General features: G+C 70.9%; 22 protein-coding genes and 2 pseudogenes. 15 read left to right on the top strand and 9 right to left on the bottom strand.

Annotation, left to right across the window (positions count from 1 at the left end):
- Nucleotides 1-165: 165 nt before the first annotated feature.
- Nucleotides 166-1,275, top strand: a complete 1,110-nt coding sequence (locus BFF78_RS19260; RefSeq protein WP_193433495.1) for a DUF2786 domain-containing protein — start codon at nucleotides 166-168, stop codon at nucleotides 1,273-1,275.
- Between the two features lie 22 nt (nucleotides 1,276-1,297).
- Here BFF78_RS19260 and BFF78_RS19255 read toward each other — a convergent pair whose 3' ends face one another.
- From BFF78_RS19255 to rpsN, 3 genes and pseudogenes are all read right to left on the bottom strand, one after another.
- Complete coding sequence (locus BFF78_RS19255) at nucleotides 1,298-1,813, bottom strand: DUF4232 domain-containing protein (RefSeq protein WP_069779501.1); 516 nt, start codon at nucleotides 1,811-1,813, stop codon at nucleotides 1,298-1,300.
- 140 nt (nucleotides 1,814-1,953) lie between these two features.
- Complete coding sequence (locus BFF78_RS19250) at nucleotides 1,954-2,442, bottom strand: hypothetical protein (RefSeq protein WP_193433494.1); 489 nt, start codon at nucleotides 2,440-2,442, stop codon at nucleotides 1,954-1,956.
- A 99-nt stretch (nucleotides 2,443-2,541) separates the two neighbouring features.
- Nucleotides 2,542-2,887, bottom strand: a pseudogene (gene rpsN / locus BFF78_RS46895) (30S ribosomal protein S14).
- Nucleotides 2,888-2,946: 59 nt separating this feature from the next.
- On the opposite strand from rpsN, the gene BFF78_RS19245 reads away from it, so the two are divergent.
- The 4 genes and pseudogenes from BFF78_RS19245 (at nucleotide 2,947) to BFF78_RS19230 (ending at nucleotide 4,628) form a co-directional block, all read left to right on the top strand.
- Nucleotides 2,947-3,318: a VOC family protein gene (locus tag BFF78_RS19245; protein WP_069779500.1), complete on the top strand. Its 372-nt coding sequence runs from the start codon at nucleotides 2,947-2,949 to the stop codon at nucleotides 3,316-3,318.
- Nucleotides 3,319-3,341: 23 nt separating this feature from the next.
- The gene (locus tag BFF78_RS19240) at nucleotides 3,342-3,698 is read left to right on the top strand and encodes an ArsR/SmtB family transcription factor (RefSeq protein WP_069779499.1); all 357 of its coding nucleotides are present in this window, start codon (nucleotides 3,342-3,344) and stop codon (nucleotides 3,696-3,698) included.
- A pseudogene (locus BFF78_RS19235) lies at nucleotides 3,695-4,158 on the top strand (SRPBCC family protein). Before BFF78_RS19240 ends, BFF78_RS19235 begins: the two are co-directional and overlap by 4 nt.
- Nucleotides 4,159-4,358: 200 nt before the next feature.
- Complete coding sequence (locus BFF78_RS19230; RefSeq protein ID WP_069779498.1) at nucleotides 4,359-4,628, top strand: DUF397 domain-containing protein; 270 nt, start codon at nucleotides 4,359-4,361, stop codon at nucleotides 4,626-4,628.
- A 108-nt stretch (nucleotides 4,629-4,736) separates the two neighbouring features.
- Here the strand turns inward: BFF78_RS19230 and BFF78_RS19225 are convergent, their stop codons facing one another.
- Entirely contained in the window at nucleotides 4,737-5,210 is a 474-nt protein-coding gene (locus tag BFF78_RS19225) for an ATP-binding protein (protein WP_069779497.1), read from the bottom strand.
- Between the two features lie 366 nt (nucleotides 5,211-5,576).
- On the opposite strand from BFF78_RS19225, the gene BFF78_RS19220 reads away from it, so the two are divergent.
- From BFF78_RS19220 to BFF78_RS19195, 6 genes are all read left to right on the top strand, one after another.
- Nucleotides 5,577-6,401: a helix-turn-helix domain-containing protein gene (locus BFF78_RS19220; protein ID WP_069783670.1), complete on the top strand. Its 825-nt coding sequence runs from the start codon at nucleotides 5,577-5,579 to the stop codon at nucleotides 6,399-6,401.
- Between the two features lie 115 nt (nucleotides 6,402-6,516).
- On the top strand, nucleotides 6,517-7,977 hold the full coding sequence (locus BFF78_RS19215) for an aldehyde dehydrogenase family protein (protein WP_069779496.1): 1,461 nt from the start codon (nucleotides 6,517-6,519) through the stop codon (nucleotides 7,975-7,977).
- 112 nt (nucleotides 7,978-8,089) lie between these two features.
- Nucleotides 8,090-8,638 carry a DinB family protein gene (locus tag BFF78_RS19210; protein WP_069779495.1) on the top strand — a complete coding sequence of 183 codons (549 nt, stop codon included), beginning with the start codon at nucleotides 8,090-8,092 and terminating at the stop codon, nucleotides 8,636-8,638.
- A 39-nt stretch (nucleotides 8,639-8,677) separates the two neighbouring features.
- Nucleotides 8,678-9,319, top strand: a complete 642-nt coding sequence (locus BFF78_RS19205; RefSeq protein ID WP_069779494.1) for a PadR family transcriptional regulator — start codon at nucleotides 8,678-8,680, stop codon at nucleotides 9,317-9,319.
- A 72-nt stretch (nucleotides 9,320-9,391) separates the two neighbouring features.
- Nucleotides 9,392-10,345 carry an ATP-binding cassette domain-containing protein gene (locus tag BFF78_RS19200; protein WP_069779493.1) on the top strand — a complete coding sequence of 318 codons (954 nt, stop codon included), beginning with the start codon at nucleotides 9,392-9,394 and terminating at the stop codon, nucleotides 10,343-10,345.
- Entirely contained in the window at nucleotides 10,342-11,103 is a 762-nt protein-coding gene (locus BFF78_RS19195) for an ABC transporter permease (protein ID WP_069779492.1), read from the top strand. Before BFF78_RS19200 ends, BFF78_RS19195 begins: the two co-directional genes overlap by 4 nt.
- A 2-nt stretch (nucleotides 11,104-11,105) precedes the next feature.
- Here BFF78_RS19195 and BFF78_RS19190 read toward each other — a convergent pair whose 3' ends face one another.
- On the bottom strand, nucleotides 11,106-12,512 hold the full coding sequence (locus tag BFF78_RS19190) for a glutamate decarboxylase (protein ID WP_069779491.1): 1,407 nt from the start codon (nucleotides 12,510-12,512) through the stop codon (nucleotides 11,106-11,108).
- 34 nt (nucleotides 12,513-12,546) lie between these two features.
- The gene (locus tag BFF78_RS19185) at nucleotides 12,547-13,836 is read right to left on the bottom strand and encodes an ion channel protein (RefSeq protein WP_069779490.1); all 1,290 of its coding nucleotides are present in this window, start codon (nucleotides 13,834-13,836) and stop codon (nucleotides 12,547-12,549) included.
- Nucleotides 13,837-13,958: 122 nt separating this feature from the next.
- Here BFF78_RS19185 and BFF78_RS19180 point away from each other — a divergent pair, with 122 nt between their 5' ends.
- On the top strand, nucleotides 13,959-14,726 hold the full coding sequence (locus BFF78_RS19180; RefSeq protein WP_069779489.1) for a MerR family transcriptional regulator: 768 nt from the start codon (nucleotides 13,959-13,961) through the stop codon (nucleotides 14,724-14,726).
- 27 nt (nucleotides 14,727-14,753) lie between these two features.
- Here the strand turns inward: BFF78_RS19180 and BFF78_RS19175 are convergent, their stop codons facing one another.
- Nucleotides 14,754-15,119 carry a YbjQ family protein gene (locus BFF78_RS19175; RefSeq protein WP_069779488.1) on the bottom strand — a complete coding sequence of 122 codons (366 nt, stop codon included), beginning with the start codon at nucleotides 15,117-15,119 and terminating at the stop codon, nucleotides 14,754-14,756.
- Nucleotides 15,120-15,261: 142 nt separating this feature from the next.
- On the opposite strand from BFF78_RS19175, the gene BFF78_RS19170 reads away from it, so the two are divergent.
- Nucleotides 15,262-16,266, top strand: coding sequence for a DedA family protein (locus tag BFF78_RS19170; protein ID WP_069779487.1), 1,005 nt, complete (start codon nucleotides 15,262-15,264; stop codon nucleotides 16,264-16,266).
- 26 nt (nucleotides 16,267-16,292) lie between these two features.
- Here the strand turns inward: BFF78_RS19170 and BFF78_RS19165 are convergent, their stop codons facing one another.
- Together BFF78_RS19165 and BFF78_RS19160 are read right to left on the bottom strand one after the other, a co-directional pair.
- A complete protein-coding gene (locus BFF78_RS19165; protein WP_069779486.1) occupies nucleotides 16,293-17,951 on the bottom strand; it encodes a threonine/serine exporter family protein in 1,659 nt (552 codons plus the stop codon).
- A gap of 157 nt (nucleotides 17,952-18,108) precedes the next feature.
- On the bottom strand, nucleotides 18,109-18,600 hold the full coding sequence (locus BFF78_RS19160) for an inorganic diphosphatase (protein ID WP_046730908.1): 492 nt from the start codon (nucleotides 18,598-18,600) through the stop codon (nucleotides 18,109-18,111).
- 124 nt (nucleotides 18,601-18,724) lie between these two features.
- Here BFF78_RS19160 and dacB point away from each other — a divergent pair, with 124 nt between their 5' ends.
- Nucleotides 18,725-20,287, top strand: coding sequence for a D-alanyl-D-alanine carboxypeptidase/D-alanyl-D-alanine endopeptidase (dacB, locus tag BFF78_RS19155; RefSeq protein ID WP_069779485.1), 1,563 nt, complete (start codon nucleotides 18,725-18,727; stop codon nucleotides 20,285-20,287).
- Between the two features lie 257 nt (nucleotides 20,288-20,544).
- A complete protein-coding gene (locus BFF78_RS19150) occupies nucleotides 20,545-21,678 on the top strand; it encodes a zinc-dependent metalloprotease (protein WP_069779484.1) in 1,134 nt (377 codons plus the stop codon).
- Nucleotides 21,679-21,683 lie beyond the last annotated feature (5 nt).

Here is a 21,683-nt window from a genome sequence, read left to right as displayed (position 1 = left end):
CGCCGCTCCCGGCCCCCACCGCCCCCGGTGACTACCTTGGTGCCGACCGACGGCCCGCGCCCCCCCCGGCTCCTCAGACCCTCGGCACCCCGCCGCCACCCTTTCATCCACAGCCTGTGGAAAACACTCGGCCCGCTGTCAGCGCGGCATGGCACGATCGACGATGTGACCAGCACTGCCAGCACGGTCGAGAGGGCCTTTCGGGCCGCCCTCTACGACGACACCGACACCGGCCTCGACACGGGTGCCTCCCTGCTCGCCGCCGACCCCGCCGCGGACGCCGAACTCGCGCGGAAGGGCGAGGAGTTCGTGGCGTCCGCCTGGCAGCGCGGCTGGCAGCCCGCCGACGTCGTACGGCTGGTGCGGCGCGAGCTGGAGGACGGCCATGTGCATCTGACCGCCACGCTGATCCGTGCGCAGGCCGGGCGGGACCGCCCGCGCGGGCGCCGCTGGGCGGCCCAGCTGGCGGACCTGCCCGAGGGCCCCGCCCGCGGGACCGACCGCTTCTCGCAGGCCACGACCGCGCTGGAGTTGTACCGCCTGCTGCTGCGCCTGCCCACCCTCGAGCCCCTGGAGGAGGAACCCCGGCGCGCCCCCGGCCCGGCCGCCTCCCGCATGCTCGCCCGCATCCGCGCACTGCTCGCCAAGGCCGAGGCGACCGGGTACCCGCAGGAGGCGGAGGCGCTCAGCGCCAAGGCACAGGAGCTGATGGCGCGGCACAGTGTCGACGAGGCGCTGCTCGCCGCCGAGGCGCCCGCGCCGGACGCGCCCGGCGCCTGCCGGATCGGGGTCGAACCGCCGTACGAACAGGCCAAGGCCGTCCTGCTCGACGCCGTGTCGGGGGCGAACAACTGCCGCGCGGTGTGGCACGAACCGCTGGGTTTCTCCACGGTCGTCGGTTTCGAGGCGGACCTGGAGGCGGTCGAGCTGCTCTACACCTCCCTGCTGGTGCAGGCCACGCATGCGATGTCCAAGGCGGAGGCCGCCCAGAGAGCCGGCGGACGGAAGCGGACCAAGACCTTCCGGCAGTCGTTCCTGGCCGCCTACGCCCACCGTGTCGGCGACCGGCTCGCGGCCGCCGCCGAGACCCAGGTCACCCAGGACCTGCTGCCGGTCCTCGCCACCAGGGAGATAGCCGTCACCGACCGGCTGGAGCGCATGTTCCCCGAGACCACCACGACCCGGCTGCGCGGGGTGAGCGACGCGGCCGGGTGGACGGAGGGCGCGCGGGCGGCGGACCGGGCGCAGGTCAGGGCCCGCCCCCGGCTGGAGTGAGCGCCCCGGAGCGCGGGGACGCTCAGTCGCCGACCTGCTGGAAGGCGGTCACGGAGGCGTTCGGGCCGCTCCCGCCGGACTGGGCGGCGACAGGGCCGTAGGACCAGGGGAAGCTGCGGGAGGCGGTGGTGCCCGGCAGGGTGATCTTCACGGTCTTGGCGTTCAGGCCGGTCTTGTCACCGTCCTTGCCACGCACGTAGTTGATGGTGAAGGACGCCGACTCGCCCTTGGCGAGCTTCAGCTTCTGGGGCTTCGCACCCTTGAGCGCCGGCAGCTTGGCCTCGGTGCTGCCGGTGTTCAGGACGACGTCCGCGAACTGGTCCAGGGTGCAGGACTTGCTCTGGTTGGTGATGCTGACGGGAATCTCTCCCGTGTCACCGGCCTTCGGCGCCACGCTCGCCGACCCGATCTGCACGGAGACACCGCCGATCTCGCAGGCCGAGCTGTTCTTGCCGCTGCTCTTGCTCCCGCCGCCATGGCAGGCGGTGAGCAGCAGGGCGGCGGCGAGAGCCGTGACGGTGAGCGGAGTGGCGCGCATGAGCAGGTCCCATCGAGGTCGTGACGGTGCCCCTGCATCATGGCGCCTGCGCACCGGTCCTGTTCGCCGACCCCCGGCGGAATCACCGCTTCAGGTGGCGCGCCTCACCGGACTCACACCAAGTCACCGGACTCACGCGGTCACTTCTTCACCTTGGTGGGCAGTGCCGAGGGCAGCTTGCCGCCCTCCGCCTTGGTGTACGTCTCCTTGCCGGTCGTGCCCGACCAGCTCACCGTCATGCTCTTGGCGTCCACCGAGTCGACCATGCCGGTGACCCGGTCCTTGTTGCCGTCGGGGCAGGTCAGATGGATCATCTGCATCCCCGACTCCTGGCCCGCGGCACCCTGGCACCACGCCTTGCGGCCGGTCACGAAGAGCCCGGCCTTCTTCCCGGTGATCACCAGGGCCACGATCTTGCCGCCGTTCGTGGTGATCCAGCTGCCCTGGAGCTTGCCCGAAGCACCGGTCACGGCTCCGGAGCCCGAAGAGGAGCCCGAGGAAGAGGCGGACGCGGCGGTCGCGCTCGGCGTCGCCGAGGAGGCGGTCTTGTCGCCGCCCCCGCCCCCGCTGCACGCGGTCAGCGCGGCGAGCGCGCCCACCAGCGCCGCGGCCACGGTCGCGGTCCGCACCCTTGCAGTCGCAGCAGTCGCAGAAGTCACCGGAAAAGCTCCCAAGCTGTAGCGGCCGGCCGCCCTCGGCCAGGACGGCCCGCAGCAAGCTACCAGCAGTTACCAGGAGGACTTCCGAAAGGCCGGGCAGGAATCCGTTGTGAGCCTGCTCGCCCGGGTTCGCCCGGGACGGTCCGAAAGCCCGCAGACGACCGCACGGCCGGCCGTCGACCAGTCGCGGTCGCGGACGCGCGTGGCGCTCGCGTCCCGCGGCTGCCCGCCCGACTCGCGCCGGGCGGCGAGCCGTTCGGCCCGTGAGGACGAGGGCCGCCGGACGATCTCCCTCGGGTCGGCGCGCCGGGCGGCGTACCGGGCGACGCTCTCCTTGTCGCCCCTTCTTCGCGATCCCGCTCCGCTTCGCCGTCCGCGGTACGCGAGAAGGCGCCGCTGCCGCTGATCGACCCACACAGGTAGGGGATTCCCTACGCTTGACTCGTAGGAAATCTCCTACCTATTCTCGTACTCATGAACATCACTCACGCCTCCTTCGTCACCCTCCCCGTCACCGACCAGGACCGCGCCCTGCGCTTCTACCGGGACGTCCTCGGCTTCGAGGTCACCGCCGATCTACCGATGCCGCAGGGGTGCTGGCTCCAGGTCGCGCCCAAGGGTGCGCAGACCGTCTTCACGCTCTCCGGGCCGGGCATGGGCGGCTTCGAAGCCGGTTCGGCGCAGGGGATCATGTTGGTGACGACCGATGTCGACGCCGACTGCGCGAAGCTCGCCGAGGCGGGCGCCGAGGTGCAGGGCCCGGACGAGTACCCGTGGGGCCGGATGGCCTCCTTCCGGGACCCGGACGGCAACGGTCTGATGCTGCTCACAGAGGCTGACCAGTAGCCTCACCAGGAGAAAGGCCGGCGATGACCGCAGCCGGGGCCCGCGAGGCCGCCGCCGAGGACCGTGTCTTCGCCGCGCTCGCCAACGCCACCCGCCGCGAGGTGCTGCGACTGCTGCGCGAGCGCGGACCGCAGCCCGTCCAGGCCCTGGCCGACCACTTCGACATGCGCCGCCCGAGCCTCTCGGAACACCTGAAGGTGCTCCGGGAGGCCGGCCTCGTGTCCGAACAGCGCTCCGGACGGCAGCGCATCTACCGCCTCGAGGCCGCCCCGCTCGCCGAGGTGCAGGACTGGCTCCACCCGTACGAGCGGTTCTGGCGCGGCCGGCTGAAGGGCCTCGGCGACCTGCTCGACCGTCTGCCCGACGATGACCAGCCATGAACGCCCAACCCGATGACGACCTGACCACCATCCGCGTCGACCAGTTCTTCCCGCACCCGCCCGCCAAGGTCTGGCGCGCCCTGACCGAACCGGACCTGCTGGCGCAGTGGCAGATGCCCGGCGCCGAGGGCTTCCGCCTGGAGGTCGGCCACCGGTACCGGATGACCTCCGTCCCGCGTCCGGGCGCCCGTTTCTCGGGGGTCGTGGAGGTGCGGGTTCTGGCCTACGACATCGAGCGGATGCTGTCCGTCCGCTGGGCCGACGCCGATCCGGCCAACCCCGCCGACTGGACCATCACCTGGACCCTGGAACAGGAAGGGCGCGGTACGCGTCTGTTCCTAGTGCACGAGGGATTCGATCCGGACGACCCGGCTCAGCTGATGGCGCGCAAGATCATGAACGGGGGATGGCGGGGCATGTCCTGCCCGCTCTGGGGCAGGCGCTGGAGCGGCTCGGCTGACGCGCCCCGGGTACCGGCGGAAGGTTGTCGGCACAGGTCGCAGGGGCACTTCGGTAAAGCGGACGTCAAACCTGTAACCGAGGGAACACCCCTCGTGCACGTGCATTTGCTCATGCATCCGCACATGAACGGGGTTATGATCCGGGTCAGTTGACTACAGCATCTATGGCCACACCAGCCAGTGCACCGGGGAGCGACCTGTGGACCGCGACGTGGACGGCGTGTACGGGGGGTACGACGTGTACAACGGCATGGCTGCCGCGCAGCTGGACGGAGTGGCCTGGCAGAAGAGCAGGCACAGCAACTCGCAGGGCTCCTGCGTGGAGTTCGCGCGACTGCCCGGTGGCGAGGTCGCCGTACGCAACTCGCGCTTCCCGGACGGCCCGGCGCTCGTCTACACGCGCGCGGAGATCGAGGCCATGCTCCTCGGTGTCAAGGACGGCGAGTTCGACCATCTGATCGTGAGCTGAGGCCCGGGCGGGGCAGGCCCTCGGGGCCTTCCATGGCAACGATGTCGGACGGGCGGAAGAGGCGTGGTGACACGCGTAGACACCGCCCGTCCGTCGGTGTCGTACGCGTCAGCCGGCCGGCTGGAGCCGGAACATCGCCCAGACGACCTTGCCGTCGAGGGTGCCCGCGAGGGGGTGCCAGCCCCAGCTGTCGGCGAAGGAGTCGACCAGGAACAGCCCGCGGCCGGACTCGGCGGAGAAGTCGTCCGAGTCGCGCGGCACCGGCGTCTCGTGGCTCGGGTCGCGCACCGCGCACACCAGCCGCTCGCTCCACCGCATCAGGTGCAGCCGTACGGACGCGGCGTGTTCGGAGCATCCGGCGTCCGCGGGCAGCGCATGGCGCAGCGCGTTGGTGACGAGTTCGGAGACGACGAGACATATGTCGTCGAAGCGGTCGCCGACGTCCCACGGGCCGAGGGTGTCGCGGGTGAAGTGCCGGGCCTCGCGCACCGCCTCGTAACGGGCGGGCAGGGCACAGGAGGCGGCATCGGACACGGCCGCGGGATCCAACGGCGGAAGGCCCTGCCGTAACGGCTTGAGCATGGTCGATCCATTCGTCCCCATGCGAGGCACTCCCGGGAATTCGCGGTCGTAGCGATGCAGCGGTGGCGCGCGCACCATGGTTTCGGATGCGCAGAGCAGATGCAAGGGCAGATGCACGTGCACGCGACCGAAATCGCCCTGCCCGTACCGCTTCTTGGCCTTTTTTTCCGCCATCTTCTTGGCGGTTCTCGCCAGAGGTCCTGACCTCTTCCCGACAACCAACAGGCGGAAACGGCCCACCTCTTTCCGTTTCTGTAACCGTACGAGTACTGCGCGAAGCGTTTTAGTGGCAGACTGCGGGCCCTGAAGACGGTTGGGGAGGCGGCGAACGTGAGCGCGGGAGAGCCCGGATCGGTGGTGCGGCGGATGCTGCTCGGCTCGCAACTCAGGCGACTGCGTGAAGCGCGGGGGATCACGCGCGAGGCGGCGGGGTACTCCATCCGCGCCTCCGAGTCGAAGATCAGCCGGATGGAGCTGGGCCGGGTGAGCTTCAAGACCAGGGACGTGGAAGACCTGCTGACGCTGTACGGCATCACGGACGAGGTGGAGCGCGAGTCGCTGCTCTCCCTGGCCCGGGAGGCCAACGTGGCCGGCTGGTGGCACAGTTATACGGACGTCCTGCCGAGCTGGTTTCCCACCTATGTGGGCCTGGAGGGCGCCGCGTCCCTCATCCGGGTCTACGAGGTGCAGTTCGTGCACGGCCTGCTCCAGACCGAGGACTACGCCCGCGCGGTGGTCCGGCGCGGCATGAAGGGCGCTAGCCCGGCCGACGTCGAGCGCCGCGTCGCCCTGCGCCTGGAGCGGCAGAAGCACCTGTTCGCCTCCCGCGCCCCCGAGTTCCACTTCGTCCTCGACGAGGCCGCCCTGCGCCGCCCCTACGGCGACCGCGAGGTGATGCGCGGCCAGCTCCAGCACCTCATCGAGCTCTCCGAGCGGCCCAACGTACGGCTGCAGATCATGCCGTTCAGTTTCGGCGGGCACGCCGGCGAGAGCGGCGCCTTCACCATCCTCAGCTTCCCCGACGCCGACCTGTCCGACGTCGTCTACATGGAGCAGCTGTCCAGTGCCCTCTACCTGGACAAGCGCGAGGACGTCGCCCAGTACGAGCAGGCGCTCAAGGAGCTGCAGCAGGACAGCCCCGGCCCCGACGAGAGCCGGGACCTGCTGCGCGGGCTGCTTCAGTTGTCTTGAGCGGACTCCTTCGGTTGTCTGAAGAGGGCGCCTCCAACTCACTTGAAACACAAGTACGATGACGTGTGATCAGGCATGGCGTGAATCTGGTGTCCGCTAGCGATTGAGGGATCACATGTCGTCCTACTTCACCGACCTGGCCCAGCAGTACATCGGCGGCGAGTGGCGTCCGGGCACCGGCTCCTGGGACGTGATCGACTTCAACCCGTACGACGACGAGAAGCTGGCCTCGATCACGGTGGCCACGGTCGACGAGGTGGACCAGGCCTACCGGGCCGCCGCCCGCGCCCAGAAGCAGTGGGCCACGACCAACCCCTACGCCCGCCGCGCGGTCTTCGAGCGGGCGCTGCGCCTCATAGAGGACCGCGAGCAGGAGATAGCCGACCTGATCATCGCGGAACTGGGCGGCACGCGCGTGAAGGCCGGTTTCGAGCTGCACCTCGCCAAGGAGTTCCTGCGCGAGTCGATCCACCTGGCGCTGCGCCCCGAGGGCAAGATCCTGCCCTCCCCGGTCGACGGCAAGGAGAACCGCGTCTACCGGGTGCCGGTGGGCGTCGTGGGCGTGATCAGCCCCTTCAACTTCCCCTTCCTGCTGTCGATCAAGTCGGTCGCCCCGGCGCTCGCGCTCGGCAACGCCGTGGTCCTCAAGCCGCACCAGAACACCCCGATCGCCGGCGGCACCCTGATCGCGAAGATCTTCGAGGAGGCCGGGCTGCCCGGCGGCCTGCTCAACGTCGTCGTCACCGACATAGCCGAGATCGGCGACGCGTTCATCGAGCACCCGGTCCCGAAGGTCATCTCCTTCACCGGCTCCGACAAGGTCGGCCGGCACGTGGCCACCGTCTGCGCCGCGAACTTCAAGCGCTCGGTGCTCGAACTGGGCGGCAACAGCGCCCTGGTGGTCCTGGAGGACGCCGACATCGACTACGCGGTGGACGCGGCGGTCTTCAGCCGGTTCGTGCACCAGGGCCAGGTCTGCATGGCCGCCAACCGGGTCCTCGTGGACGCGTCCGTCGCCGAGGAGTTCACCGAGAAGTTCGTCGCCAAGGTCCGCACCCTGAAGGTCGGCGACCCGCGCGACCCGCAGACCGTCATCGGCCCGGTGATCAACTCCCAGCAGGCGAACGCCATTTCCGGCACCGTCGAGCAGGCCGTCGCCGAGGGTGCCACCGCCCTCGTCCAGGGCGGCACCTCCGGCAACCTGGTCGAGCCCAGCGTGCTCACCGGCGTCCCCGCCGACTCCGCGCTGCTCCAGCAGGAGGTCTTCGGCCCGGTCGTCTTCCTCATCCCGTTCGACGGCGAGGAGGAGGCCCTCCGCATCGTCAACGACACCCCGTACGGCCTCAGCGGCGCCGTCCACACGGGTGACATCGAGCGCGGTGTCGCCTTCGCCAAGCAGATCGACACCGGCATGTTCCACGTGAACGACGGCACGGTCCACGACGAGCCGATCGTGCCCTTCGGCGGCGAGAAGCACTCCGGCCTCGGCCGCCTGAACGGCGAGACGACGCTGGAGTCCTTCACGACCATCAAGTGGATCTCGGTGCAGCACGGCCGCAGCGGATTCCCGTTCTGACCTCCCGGAAACGGCGGGCCATCGCGGACAGCAGTTGACCGCAATGGCCCGTAGCGTCGTTGGTGTCAGGGGGCAGCGGGCCTCCGGCGAGGGTGACGAAAGGCGGCCGGCCATGGTCAAGCACGTACCGGCGGAGACGCAGGGCGACGAGCGCGGGGCGCTGCTCGCGTTCATCGAGGAGCAGCGCGGCGGGATCCGCCGGTCCCTGCTCGGACTGACCGAGGAGCAGGCCCGTTCCTGCCCCAGTGCCAGCGAGATGTCGCTCGGCGGCCTGCTCAAGCATGTCGCCGAGGTCGAGCAGATCTGGATCGCCCGGGCCAGGCAGGAGCCCCCGGCCGTCAAGCGCGACGAGTCGAACTGGCACGAGAGCTTCCAGCTGGTCGGCGAGGAGACGGTCGCCTCGCAGCTGGCCTACTGGGAGCAGGTCGCCGCCGAGACGGAGGCGTTCATCCGCTCCGCGCCGAGCCTGGACGACACCTTCCCGCTGCCGCCGGACCCCTGGTTCCCGCCGGAGGGCCGGGTCTCGCTGCGCTGGCTGTGTCTGCACCTGATCCGCGAGACGGCCCGGCACGCGGGCCACGCGGACATCATCCGCGAGTCCCTGGACGGCAAGACCGCCTTCGAGCTGGTCGCCCAGGAGCAGGGCGCCTCCTGGGGGTGACCGCGGGGCGGGCGGCGTTGCGGCAATAACCTGGACCGCATGTCAGCGATCCGTCTTCTCGTGCTGGGCGCGGTCCGCCAGCACGGGCGGGCCCACGGCTACCAGGTGCGGGGCGACCTGGAGTACTGGGGCGCGCACGAGTGGTCCAACGCCAAGCCGGGCTCGATCTACCACGCCCTGAAGCAGATGGCCAAGCAAGGGCTGCTGCACGCGCACGAGACCGGGCCGTCCACGGCCGGCGGCCCGCCGCGCACCGAGTACGAGCTGACCGACCGGGGCACCGAGGAGTACTTCGCCCTGCTGCGCGACGCGCTGGTCGCCTACGACCAGCGCGGCGACGTCAAGACGGCGGCCATCGGCTTCATGGTCGACCTGCCGAGGGCCGAGGCGGTGGCGCTGCTGAAGGAGCGCATGCGCCGGATCGAGGCATGGCGCTCCTCGGTCACCGAGCACTACGTGCCCGCGGAGGGGCCCGAACAGCTCGGCCACATCGGCGAGATCATGAACATGTGGGTCCATACGGCCGACTCCGAGGCCGAATGGACCCATGGTCTCGTCGAGCGCGTCGAGAACGGCGCCTACACCTTCGCCGGAGAGGGTGAGCCGTTCGTCGGCGTCCTCGCCGAGGACGAGGAGAACCCGTACGCGACGGGGGAGCGGCATCCGGAGGACGACCGCTAATCAAGTTTGACCAATGGTGCGACGGGCGTTACCTTCGACGAGGTAGTCAAACTTGACTAGCAAGGGAGAGGCATGGCCGACACGGCGATCACCGTCGAGGACGCACGTAAGACCTACGGCACGAAACACGCTCTGCACGGGCTCGACCTGCACGTCGCCCGCGGCACCGTGCACGCCGTACTCGGCCCGAACGGCGCGGGCAAGACCACCCTGGTCCGGATCCTGGCCACGCTGCTCAGGCCCGACGGCGGCCGCATCGAGGTCGCCGGCCACGACGTGACGGCCGAGCCCCGTGCCGTCCGCCGCCGCATCGGTCTGCTGGGCCAGTACGCCGCCCTGGACGAGCAGCTGGACGGCCGGCAGAACCTTCAGATGTTCGCCCGCCTGCACCACCTCGGTGCCCGCCACGCGCGCGTGCGCGCCACCGAACTCCTGGAGCGCTTCGGCCTCACCGGCACCGGCCGCACCCCGGTCGCCCGCTACAGCGGCGGTATGCGCCGCCGCCTCGACCTCGCCGCCTCCCTGATCACCGACCCCGAGGTGCTGTTCCTCGACGAGCCCACCACCGGCCTCGACCCCCGTGGCCGCGCCGAGGTCTGGGCCGCCGTCCGCTCCCTGGCCGGCGCCGGTACGACGGTCCTGCTCACCACCCAGTACCTGGAGGAGGCCGACCAGCTCGCCGACCGCATCGCCTTCGTGGACCACGGCCGGGTCGTCGCCGGCGGCACGCCCGACGAGCTGAAGACCCTCACCGGCGGCGACCGCGTCGACGTCGTCCTGCGCGACACCGGCCAACTCGCCGCCGCCACAGCCCAACTGCCGCTCACCGGAGTCTGCGTCGACGCCGACCGGCGGCTGCTGAGCGCCCCGGTCACCGACCGCATGGCCGCGCTCTCGGAGGTCGTACGAGGGCTGGAGCGGGCCGGTATCGAGGCCGAGGACATCGCCCTGCGCCGCCCCACCCTGGACGAGGTGTTCCTGCACCTGACGGGACCGGACCGGCGTACGACGGAGGTGGCCGCGTGAGCGCGTACGTACTCTCGGACTCCTGGACCATGACCCGGCGCGAACTCGCCCACTGGGCACGGCAGCCGGGGCAGGCGCTGGTCGGGCTGGTCTTCCCGGTGATGCTCCTGCTGATGTTCGGCTATCTGATCGGCGGCGGCCGGGGCGTGAGCGGCGACTACGTCGACTACCTGGTGCCCGGCATGCTCGCGCTCACCATGGCCTTCGGCCTGGAGGGCACCATGCTCGCGGTGACCCAGGACCTCACCAAGGGCGTCATCGACCGGTTCCGCTCGCTGCCCATGGCGGACGGGGCGGTCCTGGTGGGCCGTTCGGCGGCCGACATGCTCCAGTCGGCCGCCGCGCTGGCGCTGACGGCCGGTGTGGCGTACGCGCTCGGCTGGCGGGCGCACGGCGGCGCCGGGGCCCTCCTGGCCGCCGCCGGCCTGCTCCTGCTGTTCCGCTTCGCCATGCTGTGGATCGGCATCCATCTCGCCCTGGTCGCAGGCCGCCCCGAGATGGTCCAGGCCGTGCAGATCCTGGTCTGGCCGGTCGGTTTCCTCTCCAACGCCATTGCCGCCCGCGACTCCATGCCGCACTGGCTGGGCACGGCCGTGCAGTGGAACCCCCTGTCCCAGACGGCGACGGCCGTACGAGACCTCCTGGGCGGCCCCGGCGGCGCACCGGGCCATGTGTGGCCCGCGGTGCTGTGGCCGCTCGCGCTGCTGGCGGTCTTCCTCCCGCTGGCGGTACGGAAGTTCGCCCGCCTGGGCCGGTAGCCCTAGTGATGGAAGCCGGTGGCCGCCCCCTTGTCCCGGGTCAGGGGATGCGGCTGCCGGCGCAGCTCCGGCACCAGGCGGGCCAGGTCGTCCAGGAACAGGTCGGCCAGGTCGTGGGAGAAGCCGTTGCGGCACACCACCCGGAGCACGGACAGGTCCTGCCGGTTCGCCGGGAAGGTGTACGCGGGCACCAGCCAGCCGCTCTCGCGCAGCCGCCGCGAGACGTCGAAGACGTCGTACGACGTCACGTCCGGGGCGGTGGTGAAGGCGAAGACCGGCAGCTCGTCGCCCCGGGTCAGCAGCCGGAAGTCGCCGAGCGCCTCGATCCGCCCGGCCAGCGAGGTCGCCACGTCCCGCGTGGACTGCTGCACCGCGCGGTAGCCCTCGCGGCCGAGCCGCAGGAAGGTGTAGTACTGCGCGACCACCTGGGCGCCGGGACGGGAGAAGTTGAGGGCGAAGGTCGGCATGTCGCCGCCCAGGTAGTTGACCCGGAAGACCAGTTCCTCGGGCAGAGCCTCCTCGTCCCGCCACAGCGCCCAGCCGACGCCCGGATACACCAGTCCGTACTTGTGCCCGGAGGTGTTGATCGAGGCCACGCGCGGCAGCCGGAAGTCCCACACCAGGTCCGGGTCCAGGAAGGGCGCCACCATGCCGCCGGACGCGCCGTCCACGTGCACCGGGATGTCGAGCCCCGTGCGCTCCTGGAGGGCGTCCAGGGCGGCGCACAGGTCGGCGACCGGCTCGTAGGAGCCGTCGAAGGTCGAGCCGAGGATGCCGACGACCCCGATGGTGTTCTCGTCGCACAGCTCCACGGCGGCCTGCGGGTCCAGGTGGAACCGGTCGCCCTCCATGGGCACCAGCCGGGTCTCCACCTCCCAGAAGTTGCAGAACTTCTCCCAGCACACCTGGACGTTGACGCCCATGACCAGGTTGGGCCGCGCCCCCGGATAGCGGTCGGCGTTCCGGCCGGCCCACCGTCGTTTCAGTGCCATCCCGGCGAGCATGCACGCCTCGCTCGACCCGGTCGTCGAACAGCCCACCGCCGCCGACGGATCGGGCGCGTTCCACAGGTCGGCGAGCATCGCCACACAGCGCCGCTCCAGCTCGGCCGTGCGCGGGTACTCGTCCTTGTCGATCATGTTCTTGTCCCGGCACTCCGCCATCAGCACCCCGGCCTGCGGCTCCATCCAGGTGGTCACGAACGTGGCCAGATTCAGCCGGGAGTTGCCGTCCAGCATCAGCTCGTCGTGCACCAGCTGGTACGCCGTCGACGGGGCCAGCGGCGCGTCCGGGAGCCGGTGCGTGGGCGGGGCCTCGGTCATGCCGCCGACCGGATTGGCCTCTCCGTAGAACGGGTTGACCGACATCGTCCGCTCTTGGCGTTTCTCGGGACCTTTGTGCAGGGCCATGAACGTGCCTCCAGGGATTCCAGGGAAGGTGGTTTCAGCGGATCGGGGTGCCGTCCGCGCGCAACTGCATCTGCGCGCGCCCCGTCACCAGCAGCCAGGCCGGCAGCGAGGCGATGCACAGCAGGGCGAGGAGGCCCGGTGAGGCGACCAGGACGGCGGCCGTGAACAGGCTCACCCAGCCCTGCCGCGTGACCGCCAGGAGCATGCCCAGGACGCCCGTCGCCACGCCGACCGAGGGATGAACGGCGGGAACGAGTGCGTGGGCGCACAGGCCCAGGGCGCTGCCGACGAAGACCGCCGGGAAGATACGGCCGCCGCGGAAACCGCAGGACGCGGCGACGAGCAGCGCGGCCAGCTTCACCACCGCCATCCCGGCGAACTGCCCCGCCGACCAGCCGTCCGGGTGCCGGGCCAGCTTCCCGACCTCCGACAGCCCCTTGAAGAGCGTCAGATGGCCGCCCAGGGCCCCCAGGGCGCCCAGTACGACCCCGCCGGCCGGAAGCATCAGCATCGGGTGCCGCAGCCGCCGGAAGGCCGCGTGGACGAGCGGGAAGGCGTACACCGCGCACATGCCGAGCAGCGCGGTGGCCGAGGCGATCACCACGGCCGCCAGGAAGTCCTTCGCGTGCGGGTGCCCCATGGGCGGCAGGCCCAGGTCGAAGGTCGGATGGGCCACCAGCGTGGTTGTCACGGCCCCGCACGCGCCGGCGGTCAGCGGCGCGAACAGGTTGTCCCAGAGCCGGCCCCGCATCGGGCGTCCGGCCAGCGCCTCGGAGATGACCAGCGCCGCCGCCACCGGCGTGCCGAACAGTGCGCCGATCGTCGCCGACTCGGCCAGCATCGGCCACACGGCGCCCGGTGTCCGGGGCAGCAGGCGCCCGCCGAACCAGGCCGCGAGGCCCACGTTCACGGCGATGATCGGGTTCTCCGGGCCGAGGCTCGGGCCGCCGGCCAGCATCAGCCCGGTCGCCAGCACCAGTCCCGGCATCACGACCAGCGGCATCACGGGGGCGTTCAGACCGAGGGTGGCCGGGTCGGGACCGGCGTGCCCGGGCATCTTCCAGACCACCAGACCGACGGCGGTCCCGGTCGCCACGAGCATGACGAACACCCACGCCACCGAGGAGCGGCCCACGCCGAGCGCGTCCGGCAGCGGCCCCCACAGCACGCGCTGGAGCAGCTCCGCCCCCGCGCTCACCCCGACGAAGACCAGGCTCGCGACCACCCCCACGGCCGCGGCGGGCAGGATGTACGGCAGCAGGGCCCGCGCCGGGGCCGTAGGAGCGGTCGGAGGCGCCTGCGACGCGTCGGTTTCCTGGGCCACGGGCTCACCATAAGCGGACGAAAAGCCCACAACATCCCGAACAGTGGGAACGGAAACCTGCTTGCACCTCACGTGACGTGAGGCCTCAGCGTGGACGGCGTACCGACCGAAGGAGCGGAAAAGTGAGCTACTCCGTGGGACAGGTCGCGGGGTTCGCCGGAATCACGGTGCGCACCCTGCACCACTACGACGAGATCGGCCTGCTCGCACCCGGCGAGCGCACCTACGCCGGCCACCGGCGCTACACCGACGCCGACCTCGACCGGCTCCAGCAGATCCTGTTCTACCGGGAGCTCGGCTTCCCGCTCGACGAGGTCGCGGTCCTGCTCGACGACCCGGACGCGGACCCGCGCGCACACCTGCGCCGCCAGCACGAACTGCTGACCGCCCGGATCGAGAAGCTCCAGAAGATGGCCGCGGCCGTGGAGCACGCCATGGAGGCACGCAAGATGGGCATCAACCTCACCCCGGAAGAGCGGTTCGAGGTGTTCGGGGACGACGACCCCTTCAAGGAGGAGTACGCCCAGGAGGCGGAGCAGCGCTGGGGGAACACCGAGGCGTGGGCCGAGTCCCAGCGCCGCGCCGCCCGCTACGGCAAGGAGGACTGGAAGCGCCTCAAGGACGAGGGCGACGACTGGAACGAGCGGTACGTCGCCCTGCTGGCCGCGGGTGAGCCGCCGACGGGCGAGGCCGCCATGGACATGGCCGAGGAGCACCGGCAGCACATCACCAGGTGGTTCTACGAGGTGCCGTACACCATGCACCGCTGCCTCGCCGAGATGTACATCTCCGACGCGCGCTTCACCGCCTACTACGACGCCATGCGCCCCGGTTTCGCCCAGCACCTGCGCGACGCGATCCTCGCCAACGCCGACCGGCACACGGCCTGACGGCCCTGGCCCGGGTGTGTACGGGGATCACTCCTGGGCCAGGACCACCGCCGTGCCGTAGGCGCACACCTCGGTGCCCACGTCGGCGGCCTCGGTCACATCGAACCGGAACGCCAGCACTGCGTTGGCGCCACGCGCGCGTGCCTGCTCCACCAGGCGTTCCATGGCCTGGTTGCGGGTCTGCACGAGCGTCTTGGTGAGCCCCTTCAGCTCGCCGCCGATCATCGACTTCAGCCCGGCGCCGATCTGGCTGCCGAGATGCCGCGACCGTACGGTGAGTCCGAAGACCTCGCCGATCACCTGCTGCACCCGGTAGCCGGGCACGTCGTTCGTCGTGACGACCAGCACATCAGGCTGCGGACCCTGGCCGCCGCCGTAGTCTTCGAGTCCCATGAGTCACAGCTTTCTCTCAGTCATCCCACAGTGCATCCCGGAGACACCGGTGGAACCTGGGGCGGTCACATCACGTTGATAGCTTTGTGCGGCCTTCAGATGGACGCCGTAGCCGCCTTCACCCCCTCAGGAGCCCGGACCCGTGATGACACTTGCCCTCGGCCCGAGCTGGCTGGACCCCAATCATCTGCTCAACGTGTACGGCATCTGGGGCCTGCTGCTCGTCGTCTTCGCCGAGTCCGGCCTGCTCATCGGGTTCTTCCTCCCCGGTGACTCGCTGCTGTTCACCTGCGGCCTGCTGATCACCTCCCACCAGATGCACTTCCCGCTGTGGGGCGCGATCGGCCTGATCTGCCTCGCCGCGATCCTGGGCGACCAGGCGGGCTACATGTTCGGCAAGAAGGTCGGCCCGTCCCTGTTCAACCGCCCGGACTCCCGCCTGTTCAAGCAGGAGAACGTCACCAAGGCGCACGAGTTCTTCGAGAAGTACGGCCCGAAGTCCCTGGTCCTGGCCCGCTTCGTGCCCGTGGTCCGCACCTTCACGCCGATCATCGCCGGCGTCAGCGGCATGAAGTACCGCTCGTTCCTGACCTTCAACGTCATCGGCGGCGCCCTGTGGGGCGCGGGCGTCACCCTGCTCGGCTCCTGGCTGGGCAACATCGGCTTCGTCAAGAGCAACATCGAGGCGATCCTGATCCTGATCGTCCTCGTCTCCGTGGTTCCGATCGGCATCGAGTTCCTGCGGGCCCGCGCCAAGGAGAAGAAGGCCGCCCAGGCGACACCGGAGGTCTCCCGCCCGGCCCCGCCGGTCATGGACGACGCCACGACGAGGCTGCGCCGCATCGAGCCGCAGCAGCCGTACCAGCAGCCGGAGCCGTACCGGCAGCAGCCCGAGCAGCAGTACCAGCAGCCGCAGCAGTACCAGCAGCCGCAGCAGGAACAGCAGCCGCAACAGGAACAGCAGTACTGGCACCAGGGTTACGACCAGCAGCAGTACTACGGCCACCAGCAGTACCCGCAGCAGCAGTACGACGAGCACCAGAACCAGCACCAGAACCAGCACCAGCACCAGAACCAGCACCAGAACCAGCACCAGAACCAGCACCAGAACCAGCACCAGTACCCGTACGACTACCGCCAGCACTAGCAGGGCGCGCCCGAGCCGCCAGGCGCTCAGAATCCCCTGGTCCGCTTGGCGGCCCGCCGCTTCCCCCCGGACCCGACCCTCAGGAACAGCCGGAAGATCTCCGACCCCAGATTGACCCCGATGGCGATCGCCATGGCCAGCGACGCCGCGTTGGCCAGCGACACCAGCCCCTTGTTCACCTCGTTCTGGGCCATGTTCAGCAGCCCGAAATACGTGGCGGAGCCGGGCAGCAGCGGCCCGATCGCGGCCGTCGTATAGGGCAGCGCCGAGGCGAACCGGTATCGGGACAGCAACTGCCCGAACAGCCCCACCAGCCCCGCCGCCACGGCCGTGGACGCCACGGGCGAGATGCCGCCGACGTAGTGCATCGCGCCGTACACCGACCAGGCCACGCCCCCGTTGAGGGTCACCCACAGCACGGTCGACCGCTCCTGCTGGAGCAGCACCGCGAAGGTCAGCGACAGCAGCATGGAGGCCGCGATCTGGATCAGCGGCCGTTGGTTGATCATGAGCGCCGCGTCCGGGTTCAGTTTGCCGCCGATCTTCACCCCGAAGTACAGGACGACCAGCACACCGGCGACGATGCCCACGAAGAAGTACAGGACCTCCAGCAGGCGGGCCGAGGCGGTGATGTAGAAGCCCGTCAGACCGTCCTGCACGCCCGCCACCAGCGCCCGTCCCGGCAGCAGCGCGAACAGCCCACCGGTGACGACGGCGGACGCCTTCACGTCCACATGCGCCAGCGCGAACGCCACCCCGATTGCCGCGGGCGGCATCGCGGCGACCATGAACTGGTAGAACTCCGGCAGCCCGCGCCCCGCGCACAGCCAGGCCAGCCGGTCGCCGAGCATCGCGCCGACGGCCGCCGCGACGAACACGATCAGATCACCGCCGACCAGCACGGAGGCCGCACCGGCCAGCAGACCGCTGGCCAGGGTCAGGCCCCAGCCGGGGTAGGGGTGCCGGTTGCGGCGGATCTCCGCCAGCCGCCGGTAGGCCTCCTCCAGGGAGACATGGGTCTCCGGGTCGGTCAGGTCGTCCACCAGCTGGAACACGGCCGCGAGCCGTGTGTAGTCGGTGCCCCGCCGCCGTACCGTCCGCGACGCCGTCACCGGGTCGTCCACCAGCGACGGCTGGTGCGAGATCGACAGCAGGGTGAAGGTGACGTTCGGCTCGCAGCGGTCGAGGCCGTAGGACCGGCACACCGCGAACATCGCGGCCTCGACGTCCTCCGCGCCCTCACCGCCGGCCAGCAGCAGCTCCCCGATACGCAGCGTCAGGTCGAGCACGCGCGGGACGGCCGGGCCGCCGTCCTCCCCCTCCCGCTGCACCGGCTCCGGCGCGGGCCGCTCGGTCACCGGCATGCGCAGCATGGTGCGCATCCGGTCCTGCCAGGGCGCGTCCTTGACCAGGGTGACCAGCGGCACCCCGGTGGCCGGCGTGAACGCCGACGGGGCCTCCTTGGCGCTGTAGGTGCTCGGCGGGGTGAACGCCGATCCCTCCGGCTCGGCACTCGGCGCGTGGGGCACCGCCAGGCCCCGCGGCACCGCGAACTCGGACGTGGTCTCCGGCTCGCCGCCACCCTCCGGGACCTCGATGCCCACGGGGATGGCGAACTCGGACGTGACCTCCGGGTCGTACCGCGCCTCGTCCGACCGGGGCTTGCGGTCCTCCGCCTCCGTCACCTCGCACCGCTCCCTGAACGACACCTTCCGTACGGCTCAGTATGCGCACACGTACCCGAACTGGAACTGGCGGTACGCGTGCGTGGATGCCGACGGGCCGCACGCGCACGCGTGCGGCCCGTCGGCGAAAGACGCCTCAGCAGGCGCCGCAGGGGCGTCAGTGGCCGCCCTGCTCCTTGAAGCGCTTGTAGGACCGCTCGATCTCCACCTCGGCGTCCGTGCGGCCCACCCAGTTGGCGCCCTCGACCGACTTGCCGGGCTCCAGGTCCTTGTACACCTCGAAGAAGTGCTGGATCTCCAGACGGTCGAACTCCGACACGTGGTGGATGTCGCGCAGGTGCTCCACACGCGGGTCGGTGGCCGGAACGCACAGCAGCTTGTCGTCGCCGCCCGCCTCGTCCGTCATACGGAACATGCCGATGGCGCGGCACTTGATCAGGCAGCCCGGGAAGGTCGGCTCGTCCAGGATGACCAGCGCGTCCAGCGGGTCGCCGTCCTCGCCGAGGGTGTTCTCGACGAAGCCGTAGTCGGTCGGGTAGGCGGTCGAGGTGAAGAGGCGACGGTCCAGGCGGATCCGACCGGTCTCGTGGTCCACCTCGTACTTGTTGCGCGAACCCTTCGGGATCTCGATCGTGACGTCGAACTCCACCGGTGGCTCCTCCATGATCAGCACATAGTTCTGGTGGTTAAGTGTCCCTCACGCACGTGTGTGATCGCGAAAGGGGCTGGTGGTCGTGCCAGAGCTGAGGCCGTGGCGGGCCGCGAGACCGCGGATGGAGCGGATCGCGAACGCCGTACGACCGCGTCTGGCACGGGCCGGTGCGGCCGTCGAGCCGCAGGTCGCGCGGTTGACGCGGGCCCTGCGGTCAAGGCCCGAGTTCCTGCGCCTCCCGCGTCCGCGGGCGGTCAGGACCTGGCAGTACACCGCGGGCGCCGCCACCGCCGGCCTGGCGCTCGCCGCCGCAGTGGTGACCGCCGCCGGACCCTGGGACGCCGACGGTCAGCGTACGGCCGAGCGGGACCGGGCCGCCGCCCTGGAGCGGTCAGGTGGCGCAGATCACGACGCGACCGGTGCGACGGCGGCGGAACCCCGGCCCGCGCCGAGCGCCGGACCCGTCCTGGTGGGCCTGGACGGCCGGCCGGGCGCCGTCGGCACCATGAAGGCCCCGCCGGTCGGAAAGGCCCTCTCGGACGTCCTGGGGCCCCTCCTGAACGCCCCCGCGCTCGGCGGCGACCACGCGGCCGCCGTCGTCGACGTGACCACCGGCAGGCGTCTGTACGGCGCCGACGAGGGCAAGGCCCTCACCCCCGCCTCCACCACCAAGATCGCCACCGCCGTGGCCGCCCTGTCCGCCCTGGGCCCCGACCACCGGCTCACCACCCGTGCCGTCCTCGAACCCGACACCGGCGAACTCGTCCTGGTCGGCGGCGGCGACCCGACCCTCACCACGCAGAAGAAGGCCGGCAACTGGGCCAGCCTGCGCACGCTCGCGGCGAACACCGCGAAGGCACTCCACAAGCGCGGCATCCACAAGGTCACGCTCTCCTACGACACGACCCTCTACTCCGGCCCCGACCTGCACCCCATCGGCGTCAACGACAACCTCGCGCCCGTCAGCGCCCTGATCGCCGACGAGGGCCGCACCGACGGCTCCACCAGCGGCCCGGTGCCCCGCGTGAGCGACCCGGCGAACGACGCGGCGGGCGAGTTCGCGGGCTTCCTCCAGGACGCGGGCATCACCACCACGCCCCCCGGCCCCTCCAAGGCCACCACGCGCGCGCAGACGCTCGCCACCGTCTCCTCGCCCCCGCTGTCCGCCCTGGTCGAGCGCATGCTGACCAACAGCGACAACGACATCGCCGAGGCCCTGGCCCGCCAGACGGCCCTCACCAGCGGCCAGCCAGGCAGCTTCGACGGCGGCGCCAAGGCGATCTCCGCCCGGCTCACCAAGCTGGGCCTGCCGATGTCCGGCGCCTCCTTCCACGACGGCAGCGGCCTCGACCGCGACGACCGGCTCACCGCCGGTCTCCTCACCGGGCTGCTGGTCACGGCCGGCGACCCGGACCGCCCCGGCCTGCGCCCCGTCCTCACCGGCCTGCCCGTCGCCGGCTTCACCGGCACCCTGGCCGACCGCTACACCGACAGCGCGGCAGGCGTCGTACGCGCCAAGACCGGCACCCTGACCGGCGTCAACACCCTCGCCGGCACGGTCGTCGACGCCGACGGCCGCCTTCTGGCCTTCGCCTTCATGGCCTCCGGCACGACGGACGCCGCGGCGGCCGAATCGGCCCTGGACAAGACGGCGACAGCGCTGGCGGACTGCGGCTGCCACTAGCTCGTGCAACGACCGCGGACCCACTACGGCGGTGGCGGGTCGGGGGTGCACGCCGTACGACGGCAGGGGCGGGCTCGCGGTGATACGGCGGTGGGGCGGGCCCGGGGCGGCCGGTCCCGCCGCCTCCGTGGGCAGTCGTTCCCCAGGGCGGAACGGGTGGGCACGGCCTGCGGTAGCGGGCGCCGCGCAACACCCCCGACGCCTGCCGGACTCACACGGCCTGCCCCAAGTGGGAACGGTCCCGTACGGTTGACGTCATGACTGGCTTCGGTGGCACCGCCACTCCCGGGATGGTCGACTGGAACCTCGCGGTGGCAACCGCGACGCGGCTCGTACGACCGGGCCCCGACGTCAGCCGCGACGAGGCCCGTGCCGTCGTCGCGGAGCTGCGCCGGCATGCGAAAGCCTCGGAGGAACACGTCCGGGGCTTCACTCGTATGGGCATCGACGAGATCCACGACACCCCCGTCCTGGTCGTCGACCGCCCCGGCTGGGTCCGCGCCAACGTCGCCGGATTCCGCGAGATCCTCAGGCCCCTGCTGGAGAAGATGCAGGAACGCCGCGCCGGCAGCCCCACCAGCGCGGTCCTCGGCACCGTCGGCGGCAAGGTCACCGGCGTGGAACTCGGCATGCTGCTGTCGTTCCTGTCCTCCCGCGTCCTCGGCCAGTACGAGACCTTCGCCCCCGCCACCCGCGAGCTCCCGGCCGGCGAGAACGGCGGCGGCCGGCTCCTCCTCGTCGCCCCCAACATCGTCCACGTGGAGCGCGAACTCGACGTCGAGCCGCACGACTTCCGCCTGTGGGTGTGCCTGCACGAGGAGACCCACCGCACCCAGTTCACGGCCGTGCCCTGGCTGCGCGACCACCTGGAGGGCGAAATCCAGTCGTTCTTGGCGGAGACCGACGTCGACCCGATGACCTTCCTGGAACGCATCCGGGAAGCCGCCCAGTCCCTCGCCGGAGGCCGCCCCGAGGGCGAGGAGGAGGACGGTGGCCGCTCCTTCGTGGAGCTGGTGCAGACCCCCGCCCAGCGCGAGATCCTCGGCCGCCTCACCGCCGTGATGTCCCTGCTGGAGGGCCATGCCGACTACGTCATGGACGGTGTCGGCCCCAGCGTCGTACCGACCGTGGCGGAGATCCGCGAGAAGTTCCAGCAGCGCCGCGCCAAGGGCGCCTCCCGCCTCGACCTCGCCCTGCGCAAGCTGCTGGGTCTGGATGCCAAACTGAGGCAGTACCGGGACGGCGAGAGGTTCGTTCGAGCCGTCGTCGAGCAGGTCGGCGTCGACGGCTTCAACCGCGTGTGGACCTCGCCCAACACCCTGCCCACCAAGGCGGAGATCGCCAAACCGGCGGACTGGGTCGCACGGGTGCACCGGAAGGCCGAGTCGTGAACGGC

Origin of the sequence: Streptomyces fodineus (assembly GCF_001735805.1) — a bacterium.
Lineage (GTDB): Bacteria > Actinomycetota > Actinomycetes > Streptomycetales > Streptomycetaceae > Streptomyces > Streptomyces fodineus.
This window is presented reverse-complemented; position numbering and strand designations above follow the sequence as displayed.

What these genes read in the sequence shown, in the direction of transcription:
- BFF78_RS19255 (WP_069779501.1), bottom strand. Translation starts at nt 1,813, where the DNA reads ATGCGCGCCACTCCGCTCACCGTCACGGCTCTCGCCGCCGCCCTGCTG.
- BFF78_RS19245 (WP_069779500.1), top strand. Translation starts at nt 2,947, where the DNA reads ATGAACATCACTCACGCCTCCTTCGTCACCCTCCCCGTCACCGACCAG.
- BFF78_RS19240 (WP_069779499.1), top strand. Translation starts at nt 3,342, where the DNA reads ATGACCGCAGCCGGGGCCCGCGAGGCCGCCGCCGAGGACCGTGTCTTC.
- BFF78_RS19225 (WP_069779497.1), bottom strand. Translation starts at nt 5,210, where the DNA reads ATGCTCAAGCCGTTACGGCAGGGCCTTCCGCCGTTGGATCCCGCGGCC.
- BFF78_RS19220 (WP_069783670.1), top strand. Translation starts at nt 5,577, where the DNA reads ATGCTGCTCGGCTCGCAACTCAGGCGACTGCGTGAAGCGCGGGGGATC.
- BFF78_RS19215 (WP_069779496.1), top strand. Translation starts at nt 6,517, where the DNA reads ATGTCGTCCTACTTCACCGACCTGGCCCAGCAGTACATCGGCGGCGAG.
- BFF78_RS19210 (WP_069779495.1), top strand. Translation starts at nt 8,090, where the DNA reads ATGGTCAAGCACGTACCGGCGGAGACGCAGGGCGACGAGCGCGGGGCG.
- BFF78_RS19205 (WP_069779494.1), top strand. Translation starts at nt 8,678, where the DNA reads ATGTCAGCGATCCGTCTTCTCGTGCTGGGCGCGGTCCGCCAGCACGGG.
- BFF78_RS19200 (WP_069779493.1), top strand. Translation starts at nt 9,392, where the DNA reads ATGGCCGACACGGCGATCACCGTCGAGGACGCACGTAAGACCTACGGC.
- BFF78_RS19190 (WP_069779491.1), bottom strand. Translation starts at nt 12,512, where the DNA reads ATGGCCCTGCACAAAGGTCCCGAGAAACGCCAAGAGCGGACGATGTCG.
- BFF78_RS19175 (WP_069779488.1), bottom strand. Translation starts at nt 15,119, where the DNA reads ATGGGACTCGAAGACTACGGCGGCGGCCAGGGTCCGCAGCCTGATGTG.
- dacB (WP_069779485.1), top strand. Translation starts at nt 18,725, where the DNA reads ATGGAGCGGATCGCGAACGCCGTACGACCGCGTCTGGCACGGGCCGGT.
- BFF78_RS19150 (WP_069779484.1), top strand. Translation starts at nt 20,545, where the DNA reads ATGACTGGCTTCGGTGGCACCGCCACTCCCGGGATGGTCGACTGGAAC.